At 32.6% G+C, this 22,343-nt stretch carries 19 protein-coding genes; 17 read left to right on the top strand and 2 right to left on the bottom strand.

Annotation, left to right across the window (positions count from 1 at the left end; genetic code table 11):
* Nucleotides 1–70: 70 nt before the first annotated feature.
* The gene (locus H0I26_RS11725; RefSeq protein WP_218699084.1) at nt 71–2,629 is read left to right on the top strand and encodes an ATP-dependent Clp protease ATP-binding subunit; all 2,559 of its coding nucleotides are present in this window, start codon (nt 71–73) and stop codon (nt 2,627–2,629) included.
* A 70-nt stretch (nt 2,630–2,699) separates the two neighbouring features.
* Nucleotides 2,700–3,083, top strand: a complete 384-nt coding sequence (locus H0I26_RS11720; protein ID WP_218699082.1) for a hypothetical protein — start codon at nt 2,700–2,702, stop codon at nt 3,081–3,083.
* An 83-nt stretch (nt 3,084–3,166) separates the two neighbouring features.
* On the opposite strand, the gene hutH is transcribed toward H0I26_RS11720, so the two are convergent.
* Nucleotides 3,167–4,675 carry a histidine ammonia-lyase gene (hutH, locus tag H0I26_RS11715; protein WP_218699080.1) on the bottom strand — a complete coding sequence of 503 codons (1,509 nt, stop codon included), beginning with the start codon at nt 4,673–4,675 and terminating at the stop codon, nt 3,167–3,169.
* A gap of 127 nt (nt 4,676–4,802) precedes the next feature.
* Here hutH and H0I26_RS11710 point away from each other — a divergent pair, with 127 nt between their 5' ends.
* Nucleotides 4,803–5,861, top strand: a complete 1,059-nt coding sequence (locus tag H0I26_RS11710; RefSeq protein WP_218699069.1) for a TlpA family protein disulfide reductase — start codon at nt 4,803–4,805, stop codon at nt 5,859–5,861.
* A gap of 66 nt (nt 5,862–5,927) precedes the next feature.
* Here the strand turns inward: H0I26_RS11710 and H0I26_RS11705 are convergent, their stop codons facing one another.
* The gene (locus H0I26_RS11705; RefSeq protein ID WP_218699067.1) at nt 5,928–7,487 is read right to left on the bottom strand and encodes an NAD(P)H-hydrate dehydratase; all 1,560 of its coding nucleotides are present in this window, start codon (nt 7,485–7,487) and stop codon (nt 5,928–5,930) included.
* 225 nt (nt 7,488–7,712) lie between these two features.
* On the opposite strand from H0I26_RS11705, the gene thrA reads away from it, so the two are divergent.
* The 14 genes from thrA to H0I26_RS11635 all read left to right on the top strand — a co-directional run bounded on the left by thrA (nt 7,713) and on the right by H0I26_RS11635 (nt 21,613).
* Entirely contained in the window at nt 7,713–10,154 is a 2,442-nt protein-coding gene (gene thrA, locus H0I26_RS11700) for a bifunctional aspartate kinase/homoserine dehydrogenase I (RefSeq protein WP_218699065.1), read from the top strand.
* Nucleotides 10,155–10,260: 106 nt separating this feature from the next.
* Nucleotides 10,261–11,196 carry a homoserine kinase gene (locus H0I26_RS11695; protein WP_218699063.1) on the top strand — a complete coding sequence of 312 codons (936 nt, stop codon included), beginning with the start codon at nt 10,261–10,263 and terminating at the stop codon, nt 11,194–11,196.
* An 82-nt stretch (nt 11,197–11,278) separates the two neighbouring features.
* On the top strand, nt 11,279–12,574 hold the full coding sequence (gene thrC, locus H0I26_RS11690; RefSeq protein WP_218699061.1) for a threonine synthase: 1,296 nt from the start codon (nt 11,279–11,281) through the stop codon (nt 12,572–12,574).
* Between the two features lie 134 nt (nt 12,575–12,708).
* On the top strand, nt 12,709–13,593 hold the full coding sequence (locus tag H0I26_RS11685) for a hypothetical protein (protein WP_218699059.1): 885 nt from the start codon (nt 12,709–12,711) through the stop codon (nt 13,591–13,593).
* Nucleotides 13,594–13,787: 194 nt separating this feature from the next.
* Entirely contained in the window at nt 13,788–14,957 is a 1,170-nt protein-coding gene (locus H0I26_RS11680) for a tetratricopeptide repeat protein (RefSeq protein WP_218699057.1), read from the top strand.
* A gap of 3 nt (nt 14,958–14,960) precedes the next feature.
* Nucleotides 14,961–16,082 (top strand): polysaccharide deacetylase family protein, encoded by a 1,122-nt coding sequence (locus H0I26_RS11675; protein WP_218699055.1) that lies wholly within the window; start codon nt 14,961–14,963, stop codon nt 16,080–16,082.
* A 38-nt stretch (nt 16,083–16,120) separates the two neighbouring features.
* A complete protein-coding gene (locus tag H0I26_RS11670; protein ID WP_218699053.1) occupies nt 16,121–16,834 on the top strand; it encodes a DUF6891 domain-containing protein in 714 nt (237 codons plus the stop codon).
* An 83-nt stretch (nt 16,835–16,917) separates the two neighbouring features.
* Nucleotides 16,918–17,298, top strand: coding sequence for a VOC family protein (locus tag H0I26_RS11665; protein WP_317618185.1), 381 nt, complete (start codon nt 16,918–16,920; stop codon nt 17,296–17,298).
* Nucleotides 17,299–17,413: 115 nt separating this feature from the next.
* The gene (locus H0I26_RS11660; RefSeq protein WP_218699051.1) at nt 17,414–18,103 is read left to right on the top strand and encodes a hypothetical protein; all 690 of its coding nucleotides are present in this window, start codon (nt 17,414–17,416) and stop codon (nt 18,101–18,103) included.
* A 689-nt stretch (nt 18,104–18,792) separates the two neighbouring features.
* Nucleotides 18,793–18,951 (top strand): hypothetical protein, encoded by a 159-nt coding sequence (locus H0I26_RS11655; protein WP_218699050.1) that lies wholly within the window; start codon nt 18,793–18,795, stop codon nt 18,949–18,951.
* A 147-nt stretch (nt 18,952–19,098) separates the two neighbouring features.
* On the top strand, nt 19,099–19,746 hold the full coding sequence (locus tag H0I26_RS11650) for a DUF2459 domain-containing protein (RefSeq protein ID WP_218699048.1): 648 nt from the start codon (nt 19,099–19,101) through the stop codon (nt 19,744–19,746).
* A 253-nt stretch (nt 19,747–19,999) separates the two neighbouring features.
* Nucleotides 20,000–20,722, top strand: coding sequence for a helix-turn-helix transcriptional regulator (locus H0I26_RS11645; protein WP_218699046.1), 723 nt, complete (start codon nt 20,000–20,002; stop codon nt 20,720–20,722).
* A gap of 46 nt (nt 20,723–20,768) precedes the next feature.
* Nucleotides 20,769–21,230 carry a GyrI-like domain-containing protein gene (locus H0I26_RS11640; protein WP_218699035.1) on the top strand — a complete coding sequence of 154 codons (462 nt, stop codon included), beginning with the start codon at nt 20,769–20,771 and terminating at the stop codon, nt 21,228–21,230.
* Between the two features lie 8 nt (nt 21,231–21,238).
* Nucleotides 21,239–21,613 (top strand): DUF1801 domain-containing protein, encoded by a 375-nt coding sequence (locus H0I26_RS11635; RefSeq protein ID WP_218699023.1) that lies wholly within the window; start codon nt 21,239–21,241, stop codon nt 21,611–21,613.
* Nucleotides 21,614–22,343 lie beyond the last annotated feature (730 nt).

Raw genomic sequence — 22,343 nt, 5'->3', positions numbered from 1 at the left:
ATTATTTAAGGTATAGTTTTTGCCATTACTAATTATGTTTACTATTTTTAAAGCTGAAAGGAACAAATATATGGATGATAATTTTTCACCAAGAGTAAAAGACGTCATTGCTTATAGTAAGGAAGAAGCATTACGCTTAGGACATGACTTTATAGGCACTGAACACTTAATGCTTGGTTTATTAAGAGACGGGAACGGAAAAGCAATTAATATTTTAAATGCGTTGGACATTGATTTAAATCATTTAAGGCGAAAGGTTGAAATACTAAGTCCTGCTAATCCTAATACCACAATTACTTCTAACGAAAAGAAAAATCTGCACTTAACACGTCAAGCAGAGCGTGCGCTAAAAACAACTTTTCTAGAAGCTAAACTGTTTCAAAGTACATCAATTAATACTGCACACTTATTATTATGTATACTTAGAAACGAAAACGACCCTACAACAAAGCTTTTAAATAAGCTTAAAGTAGATTATGATAACGTTAAAGAACAATTTAAGTCTATGATAACAAACGACGATAACTTCGAAGATATAACTGGAGCGCCTAAAGCGGAGTCATTTCAGGATGATTCCTCTGCAGAAGACTCTGGTTCTAAAGACATATTTAATACGCCTGGAGGAACTAAAGGGAACAAAAAATCTAAAACACCAGTTTTAGATAATTTTGGACGCGATTTGACAGCTATGGCTGAAGAAGGAAAATTAGATCCAGTAGTAGGACGAGAAAAAGAAATTGAGCGTGTGTCTCAAATTTTATCACGTCGTAAAAAGAACAACCCATTATTGATTGGTGAACCTGGTGTTGGTAAATCTGCAATTGCTGAAGGACTAGCCAACAGAATTGTAAGCAAAAAAGTATCCCGTATATTATTTAATAAACGTGTCGTTACTTTAGATTTAGCAAGTTTAGTCGCAGGAACAAAATACAGAGGGCAGTTTGAAGAGCGCATGAAAGCGGTTATGAATGAGCTTGAAAAGAATGACGATGTGATTCTTTTTATAGATGAGATTCACACGATTGTTGGTGCTGGAGGAGCAACGGGAAGTTTAGACGCCTCTAACATGTTTAAACCCGCCTTAGCAAGAGGAGAGATTCAATGTATTGGAGCAACTACCTTAGATGAATACAGACAATATATAGAAAAGGATGGCGCGTTAGAAAGACGTTTCCAAAAGGTTATTGTTGAACCAACAAGTGTCGATGAAACCATTGAAATCCTTAATAATATTAAAGGCAAATACGAAGAACACCATAATGTTGTGTATACAGATGAAGCTATTGAAGCTTGCGTTAAACTAACTAATCGTTATATGACAGAACGTTTTCTTCCAGACAAAGCTATTGATGCTTTAGACGAAGCTGGTTCTAGAGTACATATTACTAATATTAGCGTACCAAAACAAATCATAGAGTTAGAGAAAAAGTTAGAAGACGTTAGAGAAACGAAAAATTCTGTAGTTAAAAAACAGAAATACGAAGAAGCTGCACGTTTACGTGATGATGAAAAGCGTTTAGAAAAAGAGTTAGATATCGCACAAGAAAAGTGGGAAGAAGACACCAAATTACATAAAGAAATTGTTAGCGAGGATAATGTTGCTGATGTAGTGAGTATGATGACGGGGATACCTGTAAATCGTATTGCTCAAAAAGAAAGTAACAAACTTGCAGAACTACCTAATCTTATAAAAGGAAAAGTAATTGGTCAAGACGAAGCTGTTGCCAAAGTAGTGAAAGCTATTCAACGTAACCGTGCTGGCCTTAAAGATCCTAATAAACCAATTGGGTCATTTATCTTTTTAGGTCAAACAGGTGTCGGTAAAACACAGTTAGCCAAAGTGTTATCAAATCAATTATTTGATAGCGAAGAAGCTATGATCAGAATTGATATGAGTGAATACATGGAAAAATTTGCTATTTCAAGATTAGTAGGTGCACCTCCAGGATACGTAGGTTATGAAGAAGGAGGCCAATTAACAGAGAAAGTCCGTCGTAAACCTTACGCTGTAATTCTTTTAGATGAAATTGAAAAAGCCCATCCTGATGTATTTAATATGCTACTTCAAGTATTGGATGACGGTTATTTAACGGATAGTTTAGGTCGTAAAATCGATTTTAGAAATACGATTATTATAATGACCTCTAATATTGGAGCCAGAAAATTAAAAGATTTTGGTACTGGAATTGGTTTTGGAACAGCTTCTCAAAAATCTCAAGAAGATGCCAACGCAAAAAGTGTTATTGAAAATGCACTTAAAAAGTCATTTGCTCCTGAATTTTTAAATAGAATTGATGATGTCGTTGTATTTAATGCGCTTGAAAAAGAAGACATTAACAAAATTATTGATATCGAGTTAGACAAACTTCTAAAGCGTATTGATGGTTTAGGTTACAAGCTTAAATTAACAGAAGCTGCTAAAGATTTTATTGCAGAGAAGGGATTTGACAAACAATACGGTGCGCGTCCTTTAAAACGTGCTATTCAAAAGTATGTTGAAGACGCTTTAGCTGAAGAAATTATTACAGCAAAATTACAAGAAGGCGATAAAATAGTCATGGATTTAGATACAAAAACTGATGAAATCACTATTGAAATAGAAAAAGCAGAAAAACCTGCTGAATCTTAAAATTAGAGATATATTTGCAAATCAAAAAAAGCTTCACTAACTTAAGTGAAGCTTTTTTAATTTGTCAAAAATGTATACAAAAACGAAACTATCCTTTTGTTCCCTTTTGGTTTCTGGTAATATAATAATTGCAGAAATAGATGAAGGTATTACCCTTAACAAAGCACTATCGGATGCTATAATATATTTTGCCTCTCTTGCTTTTAAAGGCATGCCTTTTGTTTATATTACTAACAGAATACACTCCTATTCCGTAGATCCAATAATTTACAAGGATGTTTCTCAAGTAAAAACCTTACAAGGCTTTGCTGTCGTATCTCAAACGCAATCCGGAAAAAACGCAGAAATTGAACGCTTATTTTTAAACAAACCTTTTGAAATTTTCACGGATATAGAAGACGCAAAAACATGGGCTTCAAAAATTATCAAAGAAAATTCTAATAATAAATTATAATAAGACTGACATTCCATTGTTAAACAAAGCAACAATAAAGTGCTAATCTCCCCTTTTACAAGTATCCTTAAAAAAAAACAGATTTAAAACAACTCATCACTATCAATACCTAGTGTATTAATAAAATCTATCGATGCTTGAATACTATTATGTAAAATCTCGTCCTCATTAATAAAAGGAACAACCTCACGATAGGTAGATAAAAATTGTTCAACAAAATCACTAGATTTTAAAGGTCCTCTAAAAGCTAATGCTTGAGAAGCATTTAACAATTCGATAGCCAATACGCGCTCAACATTATTAATCAAAGTATAAGCTTGCGTCGCTGCATTAGCCCCCATACTAACATGATCTTCCTGACCATTACTAGAGACTATAGAATCAACCGAAGCAGGAGTTGCTAATTGCTTATTAGCACTAACAATACTTGCTGCTGTGTATTGCGGAATCATAAAACCAGAATTTAAACCTGGATTATCAACTAAAAAAGCAGGTAAACCTCTAAGTCCCGACACTAACTGAAACACACGTCTTTCAGATATATTACCTAATTCCGCCATAGCAATTTTCAAATAATCTAAAGCCAATGCTAATGGTTGTCCATGGAAATTACCACCGGAAATAATCTCATCATCTTTAGCAAAAATATTAGGATTATCAGTCACCGAATTAATTTCTGTAGTAAACGTTTTCTCTACAAAAGCTAAAGTATCCTTAGTAGCACCATGTACTTGCGGTATGCATCTAAAACTATAAGGATCTTGTACGTGTTGCTTTTCTTGGGTAATTATTTCGCTTCCTTCTAAAAAATCACGAACACGCTGTGCTGTTTTTAACTGACCATTATGCGGTCTAACTAAATGTATTAATTCATTAAAAGGCTCGATTCTACCATCAAAAGCATCAATAGAGACACTACCGATTAAGTCTGCTAAATAAGATAATTTATAAGATTTTAATAATAAAAAAGTCCCGTAGGCACTCATAAACTGAGTCCCATTTAATAACGCTAAGCCCTCTTTAGACAATAAGGTGATTGGTTCCCAATTAAAATGTTTTAAAACGACCTCCGCTTCTACCACTTCCCCATTAAAACTGACTTTCCCTTTACCTATTAAAGGTAGCGACATATGCGCCAAAGGTGCCAAATCTCCCGAGGCTCCCAAAGAGCCTTGTGTATAAACTAATGGTAAAACATCATGATTATAAAAATCTATTAAACGCATCACCGTTTGCAACTGTACACCTGAGTGTCCATAACTTAACGATTGTATTTTTAATAACAACATTAATTTAACAATCGATTCAGGCACTAAATCTCCAGTCCCACAAGCATGAGACATCATAAGATTTTCTTGAAGTTTTGTTAAATTTTCACTACTAATCTTAACATTATACAACGATCCAAAACCCGTATTTATACCATAAATAGGTCTAGATACAGAAGTCATTTTCTTATCTAAATACGCCCTACAGTCTTCTATTTTTGTGATAGATTCTGCAGATAACGTTAGTATTTTCTGTTCTAAAATTATTGATTGTATAGTAGCCAAATCTAATGGCGTTGAAGATATAATGTGTGTTGTATTCATTGTCTTATTTTAACTATTCAAAAGTCATCAATACTATAATAATATGCAAGGAATTGTTAATAATTAAAAAAAAACTTTATATCCCTAATAATTCTCTATATTTTTGAATGAAATTAAAACTATAATAATGAAAAAACTATTAGTTTGTTTAGCAGCTTTATCAATTGTTGCTTGCAAAAAAGAAGAACCTAAGCCAAAAGATTACGCTACTTTTTCTGGTAAGATAGAAAATAAAAACAGTGATTCTTTATTTGTTTATCAAGGTAGAGACTTTAAAAAGACTATTAAAGTTAATGAAGATGGAACATTTAGTGATACTTTAAAAGTTAAATCTGGTGTTTACGGAATATATGATGGTAAAGAGCAGACTACTATTTTTTTAGCAAACGACATGGATTTAAAAATGACTTTAGATACTAAAACATTTAAAGAATCGATTGTTGTGAATGGAAAAGGTGCAGAAAAAACAAATTTTTTAATTGAAAAATTAAAATTTGAAAATAATTTAGTTGATACAGAAGCTTTAAAAAATTTAGACGAAGCTGGTTTAGAGACCAAAATGAAAAGTTTAGAAACTGAAATGCTTGCGTTTTATGATAAGAATGCAGCCATAGACTCTACGCTTATTGCGGATTATAAAAAACAAGTTCCTCAAATGCTTTCTGGGTTAAAAGGCTACATTTTAAGTGGTATTAAATTAAAACAAGAATTACCAGCAGGAACAGTATCTCCTACTTTTGATAATTACGAAAATTACAAAGGTGGTACTGTATCTTTATCAGACTTAAAAGGTAAGTACGTTTATATTGATGTTTGGGCAACTTGGTGTGGTCCTTGTATTGGAGAAATTCCTTCATTACAATCATTAGAAAAAGATTACGAAGGTAAAAACATTGCTTTTGTTAGTATATCTACAGATGATGGAAGAGGCTACAGAGCAGGAAGCAAAGAAGCATCTTTTAATTTAGCTAAAGAAGGTTGGAAAAAAATGATTGCTGAAAAGCAAATGAGTGGTATCCAATTATTTTCTGACAAAGCCTTTCAATCTGATTTTGTAACAGGTTACAAAATCAACTCTATTCCTAGATTTATCTTAATTGATCCAAATGGAAATATTGTTAACGCAGATGCCCCTAGACCATCTTACTCAAAAATCAAAGACTACTTAAGTTCTTTTGGAATCTAAAAAACTTTAAAATAAAGTATAAAAAAAGCGAACTGAATAGTTCGCTTTTTTTATACTTTATAATAGTTAATTTTTAGGAGCTTCAGTATCTCCGTTTTCTGGTTCCGGTTGCTCCGGTTGTTTGAACAAATCCAAATACGCCAAAGGTATACCTTCAATAACATGACTAGCAATAAAACTTTGATATCCTAAATCTTCGATAAGTAAGTCGGCAGATTTACCATGCAAATACACTCCAAATAATGTTGCCGCTAAAGTGTCATACCCCTGTGCTATTAACCCTGTAATTATTCCTGTTAGTACATCTCCTGTTCCTGCTGTTGCTAAACCAGGATTTCCTGTAGAATTAACATATAATTTATCTTCAAAAACCGTAATTGTATTCGCGCCTTTGATAACAACAATACACTTATACTTTTTTGAAAATGCTTTCGTTTTTTTAAGTTTATCAAAATCATCTTTCCACTTCCCTACTAAACCTTCTAACTCTTTTGGATGTGGTGTTAACACTGTATTTTCTGGTAATAATTTTAGTAATGCTTTCTTTTTAGAAAGGATATTAATTCCATCAGCATCAATAACTAAAGGCGTTGTGTTTGTTTTCAAAAAGGTTTCAAAAGCACTACTTGTTTTTGTGTCGGTTCCCACACCTACTCCAAATGCAATAACATCAGGTTTAATATCAAATTTAATATCGGTAATTTTTTCTTCTTCAGTATCCGTAATAACCATTGCTTCCGGAAAACCTGATTGTAAAGGGATATAACCACATTTAGGCGTAAAAGCGGTCACTTTTCCTGCTCCAATAGATAGTGCTCCATGACTCGCCAAAGTAACAGCACCTATCTTTCCATAGCTTCCTCCGATGACTAAAGCATGACCAAAATCACCTTTATTACTATATTTTTCTCTTGGTTTGTATAATGGTAAGACTTCATTTTTACCAATCAATTCGGCTTCAGTTGGTGTTACATGTAAATATTCAGGATCAATACCTATATCCAAAACTTCCCATTGCACAGTATACTTCGCCGTTTCTGGTAAAAAGAACACTAATTTAGGGGTTTGAAAACTCAATGTATATCCCGCATTTACCACACACTCTGCATCCTCCGGCGCAGCACTAGTACTCAATCCAGAAGGCAAATCTATAGATAATACAAACGCCTTAGTGTCTCTAAAATGACAAAATAAATTCTTAACCCAACCTTCAATAGCTCTATTTAGACCAATACCTAAAATAGCATCTACTATAATATCTTTTTCATCTATTACTGGAAAATCACTACTCTCACTTAATAAAACTGGCCAATCTTTAGTGGTGTTTTTTATACGATCATAATTCAATAAAAAATCTTTTGATCGTGTTGTACTATAATTGACAATATAAGTCTTAACATTATAACCATGCGTTACCAAATGTCTAGCGACTACCAAACCATCTCCTCCATTATTACCAATACCACAAAACACATGGATTGGAACTTGTGCGCCTTGCATACGCATATGCAACCAATTAAAGATTTGTATACCTGCACGCTCCATTAAATCCGTAGATGTAATACCTTGTTTTTTAGCAGTTAATGCATCACCTTCATAAATTTGTTCTTTCGAAAATATTTTCATTTTAATAATATATTGGCTATTAATTATCAATCTCGCAAAAATTGATGTATTGTTTTTTTGATAACAGTAAATGTAATACATTTGACAGGTATAGATGCATAAAATGAAAAAAAGACATACTATTTTTAGCGTAATCATGACCATTACCCTTTTGGGTTAACAACTATATATTCCTTCCGTTTAGGTAGTTTTTCAACTACAATTTCTATCATAAAATAAATTAAAATGAAAGTATTAAAATTTGGTGGAACCTCTGTTGGTTCAGTACAAAACATAAAAAAAGTTATAGCCATTCTTCAAAAAGAATCTCTTACTAGTCCAATCGTTTGTGTTGTTTCCGCAGTTGGTGGTGTCACAGACAAATTACTTCAAGCAGGAGCATTAGCTAAGCAAAAAGACAAGTCTTATCTAACGGTTTTGGATAAAATTAAAAGCATTCACTATAAAGTTATTGAAGGATTAACCTCAGAGTCTAAAGCTATTATTACTGAAGTTGATCAAAAATTTGAAGCCCTTAATCAATTACTCAATGGTATTTTTTTAATTAACGAATTGTCACCTAAAACATCAGATAAGCTAGTGAGTTACGGAGAGATACTATCCTCTTTTATCATTGCAAAAACTATGGAAGGCATGGGATTAAATGCATTTCTAAAAAATAGTCAAGACCTAATTGTAACCAATTCTAACTTTACTAAAGCGGAAGTTAACTATGACATTACAAATAAAAATATAATTGACTACTTTAATAAAGCGAATCAGCAAATAACAGTATTACCTGGTTTTGTGTCCAAATCTCAAGCTGGCGAAATCACAACATTAGGTCGCGGAGGTTCAGATTTTACGGCAGCCATAATAGCTGCAGCTTTAAAAGTAGAACAATTAGAAATTTGGACTGATGTTAGCGGGATGTACACTACTAATCCAAAACTAGTGAAACAAGCCTACCCAATAGCTAATTTATCGTATCAGGAAGCGATGGAATTATCACACTTTGGAGCAAAAGTATTATATCCTCCAACGGTACAACCTGTTTTAAACTTAGCGATCCCTATTCATATAAAAAACACGTTACATCCTGAAGCAGTAGGAACGGTTATTTCTAATCAGAAAAAGGAAAGCAATCTTACAGTTAAAGGCATTAGCCATATAGATAATGTCGCACTTTTAACATTAGAAGGTAGTGGAATGGTTGGTATTCCTGGATTTTCAAAACGTTTGTTTGAAACACTAGCTAACGAAAAAATTAATATCATTTTTATTACGCAGGCCTCTTCAGAGCATTCTATTTGTTTTGGAATAGATATTAGTAATGCTGAAAAAGCAGAAAACGCGATTAATCTAGCGTTCGAGTATGAGATTTCTTTACATAAAATCAACCCTATAATTGTAGAAAAAGGCCTATCCATTATTGCTTTAATTGGTGATAATATGAAAAGTCATCAAGGAATTAGCGGGAAATTATTTAGTACATTAGGAAAAAACAATATTAATGTTAGAGCAATCGCACAAGGGGCTTCAGAGAAAAACATCTCTGCAGTTATTAGCGAAAAAGATGTTAGCAAAGCATTAAACAGTTTGCATGAACGTTTCTTTGAGACTAATACTAAACAGCTCAATGTATTTATTACAGGAATTGGTAATGTTGGAGAAAAGTTAATTGATCAAATCCATCAACAACATAGTTTTTTAAAGAAAAACTTAAAATTAGACGTCAAAATAGTTGGAATGGCCAATTCCAAAAAAATGATATTTGATCAAAAAGGGATTGATTTAAATAATTGGACGGATCAGTTTCATCATGCAGAACCATCGAGTATAGAAGGTTTCTTCCAAAAAGTTATCAGCTTAAATTTAAGAAATAGCATCTTTGTAGATGTTACTGCAAATCATGATGTAGCTGCTGTTTATCAAAATTATTTAAAACAAAGTGTAGCGGTCGTTGCTTGTAACAAAATAGCATGTTCTGATAAATATATCAACTATAAAAACCTACAAGACTTATCACTTAAGTACAATGCTTCTTTTTTATACGAAACTAATGTTGGTGCAGGTTTACCTATCATAAATACCCTTAATAATTTAGTCGCTTCTGGAGACAAAGTGATTAGCATACAAGCTGTCTTATCTGGTAGTTTAAACTTTGTATTTAATAATTTTAGTGATAAAAAGAATTTCCACGACACTGTAAAACAAGCGCAATTTGAAGGTTATACAGAACCTGACCCTCGTATTGATTTAAGCGGAATTGATGTCGCTAGAAAAATATTAATTCTGGCACGTGAAAACGGAGTTCCAATGGAAATTGAAGATATTGTTAACGAGTCTTTTTTAACTAAAGCTAATTTAGACAGCACATCAGTCGATAATTTTTACGAGACACTAATTAATGACGAAGCCCATTTTCAAAAATTATACGCCTCTGCAAAAGCTAATAATTGTCAACTTAAATATGTTGCCGAATATAAAAACGGAAAAGCTAAGGTAGGCCTACAAGAAATACCTGAAGGTCATCCTTTTTATAACCTAGAAGGAAAAGATAATATAGTTATGTTTTACACACAGCGTTATCCAGAACAACCTTTAATTGTTAAAGGTGCTGGTGCAGGCGCAGATGTTACAGCTTCTGGCTTATTTGCAGATATTATAAGAATAGGTAATAGATAAGATGAAAGGGTAATGAATTATACTTAATTAGTCATGATTCACTTCTTATAAGAACATAAAATAAAAAAGATTATCGCTGTAGCGGAAATCAAAAAAGTAGTTTTAAATGAACGAAATCAAAATATTCTCGCCAGCAACAGTAGCCAACGTCTCCTGTGGATTTGATGTCCTAGGCTTTTGTCTAGATACTATTGGTGACGACATGGTGATTAGAAAAACCACTAAAAAAGGAATCAAAATCACTAAAATTGTTGGTGCAGACTTACCTTTTGAAGCTGACAAAAATGTAGCTAGCGTTTCGGCTTTAGCCTTATATAATCATGCAAAACCAGATTGTGGTTTCGAAATCGAAATTTATAAAAACATTAAACCTGGAAGTGGAATTGGAAGTAGTTCTGCTAGTGCTGCTGGAAGTGTTTTTGCTATTAATGAGTTATTAGGAAGACCTTATAACCAAACGGAATTAACTGATTTTGCTATGAAAGGGGAAGCGGTTGCCAGTGGATGCGAGCATGCAGATAACATCGCTCCTGCCCTATTTGGCGGGTTTACATTAGTCAAAAGCACGGTACCATTACAAGTATTACAATTGCCAACACCAGAAGATTTATACGTTACGATAATTCATCCACAGATAGAAATAAAAACGTCTGAAGCGCGCGCAATTTTACCTAAACAAATTCCATTACAAGACGCTATTACACAATGGTCCAATGTTGGAAGTTTGGTCCATGCTTTACATACTAGTGATTACGGTTTATTAAGTGATACCCTAATTGATGTTGTGGTAGAACCTTATAGAAGTCAATTGATACCACATTTTGATTCGGTTAAAACCGAAGTCATAAAAGCAGGTGCTTTAGGCGCTGGAATTTCAGGTTCTGGCCCTTCCATATTTGCCTTATCTAAAAGTAAAAAAACGGCTGAAGCTGTCGCTGAAGCAATGACAACAATTTATTCTAAAACACCGATTGCATTTAATACCTACGTCTCTAAAATAAATACCCAAGGGATGAAAATAGTAAGCCAATCGGAGTCATAAATCAGTCAACAAAAGGAATACGATTGTCTTTTTTAACAATGCGAAGACGCTCAAATAAAATTAAAGATCAAACACAAGTACAATGAATTATTATAGTCTTAACCACAAAGCACCAAACACTTCTTTTAAAGCGGCCGTTATAAAAGGATTAGCACCAGATAAAGGCTTGTACTTTCCTGAAAGCATAACACCTTTACCGGCTTCATTTTTTGAAAATATTGATAATTTAAGTTATAATGCTATCGCTTTTGAAGCACTACAACAATTTGTGTCTCCTGATATTCCAAAGGCTGTTTTAAAAACTATTATTGCAGAAACCCTATCGTTTGAATTTCCGATAGTAAAACTAAACGATAACATATCCATATTAGAGCTGTTTCATGGTCCAACCATGGCCTTTAAAGATGTTGGCGCCCGTTTTATGGCACGTTGTTTAGGCTACTTTAATAAAGACAACACCAACGAAGTCACTGTTTTAGTTGCCACTTCAGGCGATACTGGAGGTGCTGTTGCTAACGGTTTTTTAGGGGTTAAAGGCGTTAACGTTGTTATCTTATATCCTTCAGGAAAAGTCAGTGATATTCAAGAAAAACAACTAACCACCTTAGGTCAAAATATTAAAGCATTAGAAGTGGATGGTGTTTTTGACGACTGTCAAGACATGGTAAAACGTGCCTTTTTAGACGACACGTTAACCAGTAAAATGCAATTAACCTCTGCAAATTCGATAAACGTCGCACGTTGGTTACCACAACTATTGTATTTTATGTTTGCCTACAAGCAATTACATAACACACAAAAAGAACTTGTTTTTTCCGTACCAAGCGGTAATTTCGGTAATGTTTGTGCGGGTATGATGGCACAACAATTAGGGTTACCAATCAAACATTTTATAGCAGCTAACAATCAGAACAATGTGGTTACCAATTACTTAAAAACAGAAGATTATAACCCAAAACCATCAGTACAAACCATTAGTAATGCTATGGATGTAGGTAATCCAAGCAATTTTGTACGTATCCAGGAAATTTACAAAAACAACTTCAGCGACTTAAAAGAGAACCTATCCTCGTTTAGTTTTACTGACGAAGAGACAAAAGTGGCATTAAAAGAAATTTACGACAACTATAACTATGTTGCAGATCCACACGGAGCGGTTGGGTATTTAGGTTGTAAAGCTTATCTAAAAGACCATAAAAATGCGCATTGTGTATTTTTGGAAACTGCACATCCTACAAAATTTTTAGAGGTCGTGGAAGACGTAATTAAACAAAAACAAGCCTTACCGCCACAAATTGAAGCTGTCATGGATAAAACGAAGGTGGCTACAAAAATTAGTAACTACGATGGTTTGAAGTCTTTTTTGTTGAATGCCTAACCTGTAGTAAAACTTTAAAATCCTAGCTATATACGGGTGTCTTTTTAAAACATTGAACCTATAAAAAATTAGCCATACTATTGTAGTATCTTAGTACTCTTGATAGTAAACGTTACTTTTGTTAGCTCAATTTTATGAAAAGAGAACTCTATTTTCTACTGTTACTTATTGCTTTGTCTTACGCCTGCAAGCAAAAGACACCAACAATGACTAGTAGCCAAAATAAAGCTATTGATAGCTTTAAAGTATACACACACCCCAGTCGTCTTGATAATGACTACCTTCATTTTAATTCTCCTGATGCTATAAATACCATTGCAAACATCGAAAATGCTTACTTTAATGATTATAATAACACTGTAAGTAATTATTATGGTACGCAATGGTACTATTCTGTTGGACAACGTTTATATTCCTCTGATTCCTCTACTGTTTTTGAACACTACGCTTCAGAACAAAAGACTATCACTTTAGACAGTATGCATTGTACTATTTATGCTGTAAAAGCTTTAGAGTCTGGATTTGGAACAGCATTTGAAAACATAAAAAAACAACATACTAAAATTTGGTCTGACCACGAATTTGCAGGATGGAGTTTGGCCTATATTTTAACCAAATTTTATAATTGGGACGCGTATCTTTTTATCTCAAAACAGTCTTCAGAATATAAAGCCTGTTTACAAAACTTTAAAACAGATAAAACATATCATGTATGGAAACAGCCCAATATTGCAATAAAAAACGTTTTTGATGTCGATGACGATAAAGATCAAATCACTACCCTATTAAAGGCAAACGAATTTGGATGGGGATTTAGCGAACAAGGTTGGCATACATGGATCACTCGTTTTGAGTATTTAAAAGAGTGTAATTGGAATGGCGCACCTGCCAAAAAATATGATATAGATGGTAACAAGCCGTTATTCTTGAAAACCAAGTTTACCAATTACACAGATTATGACTCACATATCATTGTCTTTCCCCCTAAAAAAAATAAAACCGCTTCCCATAGTCTCTAAAAAAACTTGAAAATGACACCTGATTTAAGTGTCTCATTTTTTTTCTTAATCTTCCAATCTTAAGTTACAATTTACCAAAATAGTCGCGCAATATATTTATATTTGGCTTAGCACTACACCTAACCCGTTACATATCATCCGTGCTACAATATTACACCTTAACATAATAACATTAATTTAAACTTAAATCCAAAATGAAAAACATCTTTTGCACCCTCCTATTACTTATTGTCGGCACAACAACCTTTGCACAATCATCATCAGAACTTTTAGTGCTAAGCGCCATAGTAAAAGATAAAACCATACCTAGTGCAGAAGTTATTTTTCAAAAAAATGGAGAAACCTCTATTACAAAATATACTAATTCTAATGGTATTGCATCCATTCCGGAACAGTTTAGAAATGATTCTGAGGTCATCGTTATTATCAAAAAGGAGGGCTATTCTCCTTTAATTACAAAATGTTTATGCGAAGGATTAACGTATGCTATTAGTCCTACAATGCAAGAATTGGATGGTATGCGAATTGTACTAAGTTGGGATAACTCTCCGCAAGACATAGATTCGCATTTATCATATGCAGGAGGTTACGTTTGTTATTATAAAAAAGAATCTTCACACGCCATTTTAGATGTTGATGATACGGATGGCTATGGACCAGAAACGATTACTATTACAAAAAAGGAACAAGGTAAAAAGTACGTTTATGCGGTGCATAATTTTTCAGATAAAGAATTGATCAACAATTCAAATTTGTCTAATGTGAGTAGAGCTAAGGTATTTATTTATATCGGAAATACACTTATTAAAACGTACACGATGCCAACAGGATTAAAAGGGACTATTTGGATTCCTTTTTTAATTGATGAGATGGGAAACATTGTAAATGTTGGTGACTTTAAAAATGCTACGAGTTGGGAAGGTGTAAGCACCATTTTAAGAAACTATAGATTTGACGGCGATCAATCTGTAGTCACTAGTTCTGATAAAAGTGAATCTACAATTATTAATAGAAAAGGAGAAGAAGAATACCATGCAGGTAATTTAGAAAATGCTATCTTTTTATATCAAAGTGCCATAGAGTTAAATTACAAAAATGGACAAGCCTACAGTAACTTAGGATTAGCTTTTCAGAAACTTAATAAAGAAGCAGAAGCGTTATGGGCCAACCGTAAAGCAATAGATTTAGCTTCTGGTAGTAAAGCACATGTTGTTAGAGCTAGCTCGTACTACAACATTGCAAAAATATATGAGAAAAAACAACAATGGCAAGACGCATTAGACAACTACAAATTTGCTAAAAACAATAGAGAGCACAGAGCTTATAATGAGGGGATTGTAAGAATGACTGCAAAATTAAGATAGACCATGAAATATAATATAACATGTCTTTACAGTCTATTTTTATTACTTCCGTTATTTTCTTTTGCTAATAATCTAAATGAAGACGTTGGTAACAACTGGCCATTAACTTTAGAGTCTAGTAATAGTTTTGACGTCGCTTCAAAATGCGAAATGCTTGTTTTTATTGAAGTTTTTAATGACTATGATGTACTATCAGATACTGATTTAGCCCAAAGGATTAAAGTCCCTAAGGCTAAATTAGAATCCATTACACAATGGAAAAAAGACACTAAAGCAAGACTAATTGCCAATTTCTCCAAGCTATCTGACGCTTCTTTAAAAGACGTAATTTGTATTAATAATAATAGTACATGGGAGATTTTATCTGCTTTAGAATTACAATCCGATATGCCTGCTAATTTCTTAGCGTGGTATAAAGCAACTCAAGTATTTTATACGGATTATATTGGAGAACAGTTACGATTAGCGGCTTTATTTCCTAAAATTACAAGTGAAATTTTACAGTTTTCAGAAAATGAAATTCAAGGACACAATTTTATAGATAAACACTTTTTATTAACTTTTGATGATGGTCCTACTGCTGTCAATGGTAATACAGATAAACTTATCAAAGTCCTAAATACCTATGATTTAACAGGACAGTTTTTTGTGTTAGGAGAAAATCTAGAACAAAGACTAAACGCTACATCCAAAGAAGCTGTAAAGCAATTATACGGGGATAACAAAGTGTTTTCTCATGGAAAAGTTCATAAAGCCCATCAAAAATATGATTTATGGAAAACGTCTATTGACTATACTAGTGCTTTGATTAATAAAATCTATCCTGAAAATAATGATAAGCTCGTGTATTTTAGACCACCTTACGGACAACGTAACACAGCAATGACGGATTATTTTACAGAAAAAGACTCTAAAATAATTTTATGGAATATAGACTCTAGAGATTGGAGTTCTAAATTAAATGTACAACAAGTGGCAGACAGACAAATTAAATTAATGCTACTATGGAGACATGGGATTTTATTATTTCATGATATCCATACTAAAGTTCAAAAAGTAATTCCTATTATTCACAACTATTTTAAAGATACAACTATTGTTTGGATGACACCTGACGCTATTTAAGACCAAATACAATTATAAACCAACACCATTGTACAACAATGACAGAAAACAAACAATTTATATTTGAATCTATTTATAATCAAGTCAGAATGGGGTTTCGTTCCCTTTCAGAAATTAAGGATGCTATCCTTGAAGAAATCGAAGACAATGGTTTTGAAGAGGATATTTCTGAAGCTTGGGCGTTTCAATGTATTACAGAAACCTATACGACATTACTTTCCGAAAGTAAACATTGGCCCCATCCAACAGATACTGAAAAGCTTATTAAAGCTTTTGATGCCCTCTGCTCCGCTAATATCATAGCACTACACAACGCAGGATATACCACAAGTGATGGCGAATATGAGGTAGTTGAAGTCGAAAGAGCATTACGACAAAACCAATCCCCTTCTGAGGGGTATTGCTTTTATCACGAACAAGACTTGTCTAGAGCGATTACTCCAGAACATTCAAGCTTATATATTGCGTTTCAAAAAGTGGATAACTCTGACGATGACGTTACATTAAAAGTAGGACAAAAAGTAGCTGAAATTTTAAGTAAGAATGGACTTAAAGTCGAATGGAATAACGATGTCAATTCTAAAATATTACTTCCTAATTTTAAATGGCAGTATATTTATAACGACAACAACAGAGATTTACAAGATTATGGAGCTACTTTAAACCTTCTATTAAAACCAGTACAACCTGCTACTGATATGAATGATAATACTGGATTTTTAGCAAAAATTAGAAGTTTATTCTTTAAATAAAATACATTGCGCTGTTAACGACTTAAAAACGCAATATCATTTAATTAGTTTTAAATGCAGAAACCAAAATACCACTTATTATAATGACGTTTGAACTAGATCATATTGCACTATCTGTAAAAGACGTAGACCGATCTGTTAATTTTTACAAAACCGTCTTTGGGTTACAATCCATAAAAAACACAGCTTCTAATTCAAAAACACAATGGCTAGCACTGACGGATACTAAACAAATACACTTAATACCTAGACCAGAATTAGAAGTTAAAACCAATAAAGCCGTTCATTTTGCTTTGGCGACTCCTAATTTTGAAGCGTTTATAATACACCTTAAGCATTTAGCTATTTATTATTCCGATTGGCGTGACACCCCAAAAAAGGACTATATTCGAGACGATGGTGTACAACAAATTTACTTTCAGGACCCAGATGGCTATTGGATTGAAGTTAACAATTCAATTTAAATCAAAGTTAGTTATAACTAAGACCTAATACACAAACTAAAACCAATCGTTATTAGGACATGCTAAGACATAAAACACTAACATACAAACACCTAACTATTGTTATACATAAACAATGCAACGCATTTTCGGAATGACAGAAGTAATTCAAATATATAAATCAGTTTATGCAATTGACAAATCAGACTATAATTCTAATAGTAGATCAAGTATAAAGGATTGGCCTGATGCAATTCAATCAAAAACTGGATATGTAGCGGACAAAAAACTATTCTTGCCATACTCGCAACGGTCAAATCCCGATATTAAGAATTCGGATTTAATTATTATCCAGGATATTGAGGGCTTTGACCCTTTCTTAATAAACAATGAATTAAGAAACTCTAATCTTCCTGATTGGTTCAAAGAATCTAGATCACAATTTTTACTATCTCAAAATCTTCAAATAAAATGTTTTCCTTCTCTGACTTCAAGATGTGATTTTGAAATTTTTAAAATAGCAAAAACTGATAAATCAAATTTTGAATTCTCATTGAATTACATTGCGAATCAATACTCGATAGGATTACCAAAAAGAGAAGACCACAAAATAGGTATACTTAATAACGAAAAATCATTTACTTATCGCATAAATGGAAAAATTGATGGACATTCTCAAAGGGTATTTATGGAATATAAATATGCGATTGAATATATAGGTAAAATTGACTCAGTTGAATTTCTTGCTCCTAACAAAATAAAAGGTCAAAAACACTTACCTAAAAACAATTTAAAAAATATTGATGAAAGGAAAGTCCTAAAATAAACGTGTTACAATCGAGTAGACGGCTCCCACTAAAATAGTCGGAGTGACCCTCTCACACCAAAAGGCTTTTCACTCTTGGAACTATCTACTAATTTAGGCATAGGCTACCACTAGTGATCCTATACGAACTTTGAAGAGCACTACGTTTCCTCTTCCTTATTTGTTAGTCCATCAGAGGTATTGCCGCAACTCGTGTCCTTTAAGTACTATGACCTCTGTTGATTGCTCCATATAGCTAACTCGTAACTTTAGAGACCTCCCCAGGTAATAGCACCTTCTTTCACTCAATCCCAAATAGCTTTCTAATTAAACCTCACGATTTTCAACCTTGCGACTTACTAATGCTTCAATAAGCCTGTCCTGAGCGTAGCCGAAGGGTTACTCTTGCGCACAAGGGACTTGCACCCTCTAGATTAATTATTTACCTTTCCGTAAATAAAAAAGGCCCATGCTGGACACACACAATGTATAAAAAACATAAGGCAATTCTGCTAAATATAAAATGGGTCTTTTAAGTAAAAAAATAAAAGCAAAATATTGATATTTAGCTTTTGGTTAAACCGAAACGATACTTCTTATCACCTGCCTTACGTTTCTTATACGAGACGTTGTAAGCAATTTAAAAAAAAAAAAAAAATAATATATTAAATAAAAACTGAATATAGATAAAAAAAGGATTAAGCAAAATATTGATAGGGATAATTTTTATTGGTCTAGGAGGATCCAGAGTAGCCATGGATAAAGGGGGATTAGCATTTTTTGGTGGAATGATGGCATTATATGGAATCTTCTCTTTAGGTTACGGAATTTACATGTTAATCAATACTAAAGAAAATAACCACTCTTAAAAGTTTAATGTCTTTTTTATGATTGTTCAAAGTTATTCGCTAACAACTACAATAATATAAATTTGGTTAGTTTGATCTATACACAAACACAAATACATCTTTAAACAAAAATCAAATCCCAGGCATATTAGCACTAAACCAAACTTTATGAAAATAGCAAAGAAAGTACTTAAATGGTTTTTATATTTTTTGCTTATTCCTATAACATATATAATTGTTTCTTTTATTTTATCTTCAATAACAATTGATAGAAAAGAGCGTAATACCAACGCTGAAAAACTGATATATCTAAATACAAATGGCGTGCATTTAGATATTTTAATACCTATAGAAAACATTAATACTTTAGTGTTATCTGGTCTAAAATATAATAAAAACGAAAAATATTTATCTTTTGGTTGGGGCGATGAAAACTTTTATATCAACACCCCTACCTGGGGCGAATTAACCTTTAGTAATGCTTTTAAAGCTATGTTTTTAGAAAGCTCAACATTAATGCATGTCACCCGTTACAAACAGAAACGTTCCGATTGGATGGAAATAAAAGTAACTAACTCTGAATTACATAAACTAAACATTTATTTACTGAATACATTTGAAAGTAATGCCAACGGAAGTAAAATTATTCTTGATAATAAAGGGTATTCCTCTACAGATAATTTTTATAAATCAAAAGGAAGTTATTCTTGTTTTAATACTTGTAACAGTTGGGTAAATATCGCATTTAAAGAAAGTGGCTTAAAATCTTGTTTATGGACCCCTTTCGACTTTGGGTTAATGAATAAATATAAATAAAATACAATCCTGAAATTCCTATCTATTTTAATGCTAGTTAAAACCTGTGGTTTAAATCATGAAATAAAACGTTTTATACACCAGTTATTTCAGATTAAACAGTAATTACCAGTAGTCTAAAAAAAAATAGAAATACATCTACAATAAACAAGATAATATTAAAGCGAACTAGCTATAGATATTCTAATTTAAAACGACTAACTTTAGTTTTAGATTAACTACTATTTACCAAAAGCAGGAAAAAAAAACCACAATGGAAGAAAAACCCAGACTTTCCAGATTAACCGCAATTCTAACCCAATTACAGTCAAAACAACTATTGACTGCCCGCAAAATTGCAGAAAAACACAATGTAAGTATTAGAACAATTTACCGGGACATTAAAACGCTTGAAAATTCAGGAATACCAATAATTACCGTGGAAGGAAAAGGATTTTCTTTAGTCGATGGTTTTAATCTTCCCCCAGTCATGTTTACCGAAAAAGAAGCAAATGCCTTGATTACTGCAGAACAACTTATATTAAAAAACAAAGACCAATCATTTGCAATAGAATACCAAAATGCAATCGCTAAAATAAAAGCCATTTTACAACATTCGCAGAAAGAGAAAATTGAATTTTTAGCAGAAAAAATACACTTCAGACATAATACTGAAAATCAAAAAACAAGCAATCATTTAATGAGTATCCAATCTGCCCTTTCCCATTTTAATCTTATTGACATCGAATATCATTCTTTACAAGATAAAAATACTAAACGTACTATTGAGCCTTTCGCTTTATATAGCACGCAAGACAATTGGCTTTTAATTGCTATATGTCGATTACGTAATGATTTTAGAGCGTTTAGATTAGACCATATCACTACATTAACTGTTCTCAATCAACATTTTGAACCTCAAAAAATAACGCTTCAAGAGTATTTTGAAATTTGTAAACAAAAATATGCAACACCCCCTGACATACCGTTGTCATAACCTGTAGTTACTTTTGTTTCATAATTAATCACAAAGACATTAAAAAATGAACAAAGTAACAGTTAAAGCATTTAAAGTAATCGGTATTTCGGTAAGAACAACTAACCAAAACGAACAAGCAGCACAAGATATTGGTGCCTTATGGCATAAATTTATGTCAGAGAAAATTCTTGACAAAATTCCTAATAAAATAGATACGACTGTGTATTCCATCTACACAGATTATGAAAGCGACTATACACAACCCTATACTGCCATTCTGGCCTGTAAAGTCGAACATTTAAATGAAATCCCCAACGGAATGGTTGGTACGTCTATCAAAGGAGGGCAATATGAGAAGTTTACAACTAAAGGCGATTTAACAAAAGGTTTAATTATTAATCAATGGAAAGCCATATGGACTATGGATTTAGACCGCGAATATTCGGCAGATTTTGAAGTCTTTGGAGAGAAAGCACAAAACCCACAAGATGCAGAAATTGATATTTTAATTGCTGTTAAATCATAACAACAAAAATGAGTACAGACATTGATAGCTATTATTTAGAAAAGGACGAACCAAATAAAAGTTGTTTACTAACTTTAAGAGACATCATTATTAGGCAAGATGTAAATATTACAGAAACAAGAACATACGGAATGCCCTGTTTTTGTTATAAGAAAAAAAGGCTCTGTTATCTATGGACTGATAAAAAAACGGACACCCCTTACCTTTTAATGGTTGAAGGCAAACACTTAAAGCATCCAGAATTAGAAGAGGGCTCACGTACTAGAATGAAAATCTTTAGAGTAAACCCAAATAAAGACTTGCCCATTAATCTTATTATAACAATATTAAATGAAGCCTTAGATTTATATAGACTGGGTATTATAAATACTGAAAAAAAGTAAAGACAAACAAAGCTTATCTCCTTTTAAATAGTCCTCAAAATTTATATTTTGTGGACTATTGTATTACCAGAACTTATCCCTGACAATATTATAGTTTCAAAAAATACAACGTTCAGTCATAAAATCCAAAAGCATACCTCTAAACTTCATTTAAACCTGTCAAAAGGAAAATAGTAGACAGTATTAACGATTATAATTTAAGTAAAGTTGTAATGGTTTCTGATATTTAGACGCGTCTAGAATTTGTAGCCAAAGATAAAGACGGCATTGAAAATGGAAGACAACTCCCAGGACTAGGATACAGGAATGGCCTAGAAATTAATATTCTTTGGATCAAATAAAAGTATAGAAAAAAGGAGTTGGAACACAGATTTTAAAACAAGCTAAAAAAATAGCGTTAGAAAAAGAGGCAGAAATTGCAATGTTAAATACGTTTGATTTTAAAGCTGATAAATTTTACTTAAAAACGGATATAAACAAATTGAAGCAATAAACGGTTTTCCAAAAGGGCACAGACCAATCTTTTTTTCAAAAGAACTGACTGAATAAATAAAATTCAGTTGTTAATAGGCTTTACAATGACTTGTAGCTTCTACCTAATCAAAAGAGGTAAAAGACCAATTATTATACCCTCTTCAATTGCTTAAAATCTAGTTTCGCTTACTAATATTATAAATTTATATGTTTAATTTAAATAAAAAGAACTTTAAAAATATACGTAGTTCTACGT

It is taken from the genome of Olleya sp. HaHaR_3_96 (genome assembly GCF_019278545.1).
GTDB lineage: Bacteria > Bacteroidota > Bacteroidia > Flavobacteriales > Flavobacteriaceae > Olleya.
The sequence above is the reverse complement of the archived record's forward strand: the minus strand, read 5'-3'. Positions and strand labels throughout refer to the sequence as shown.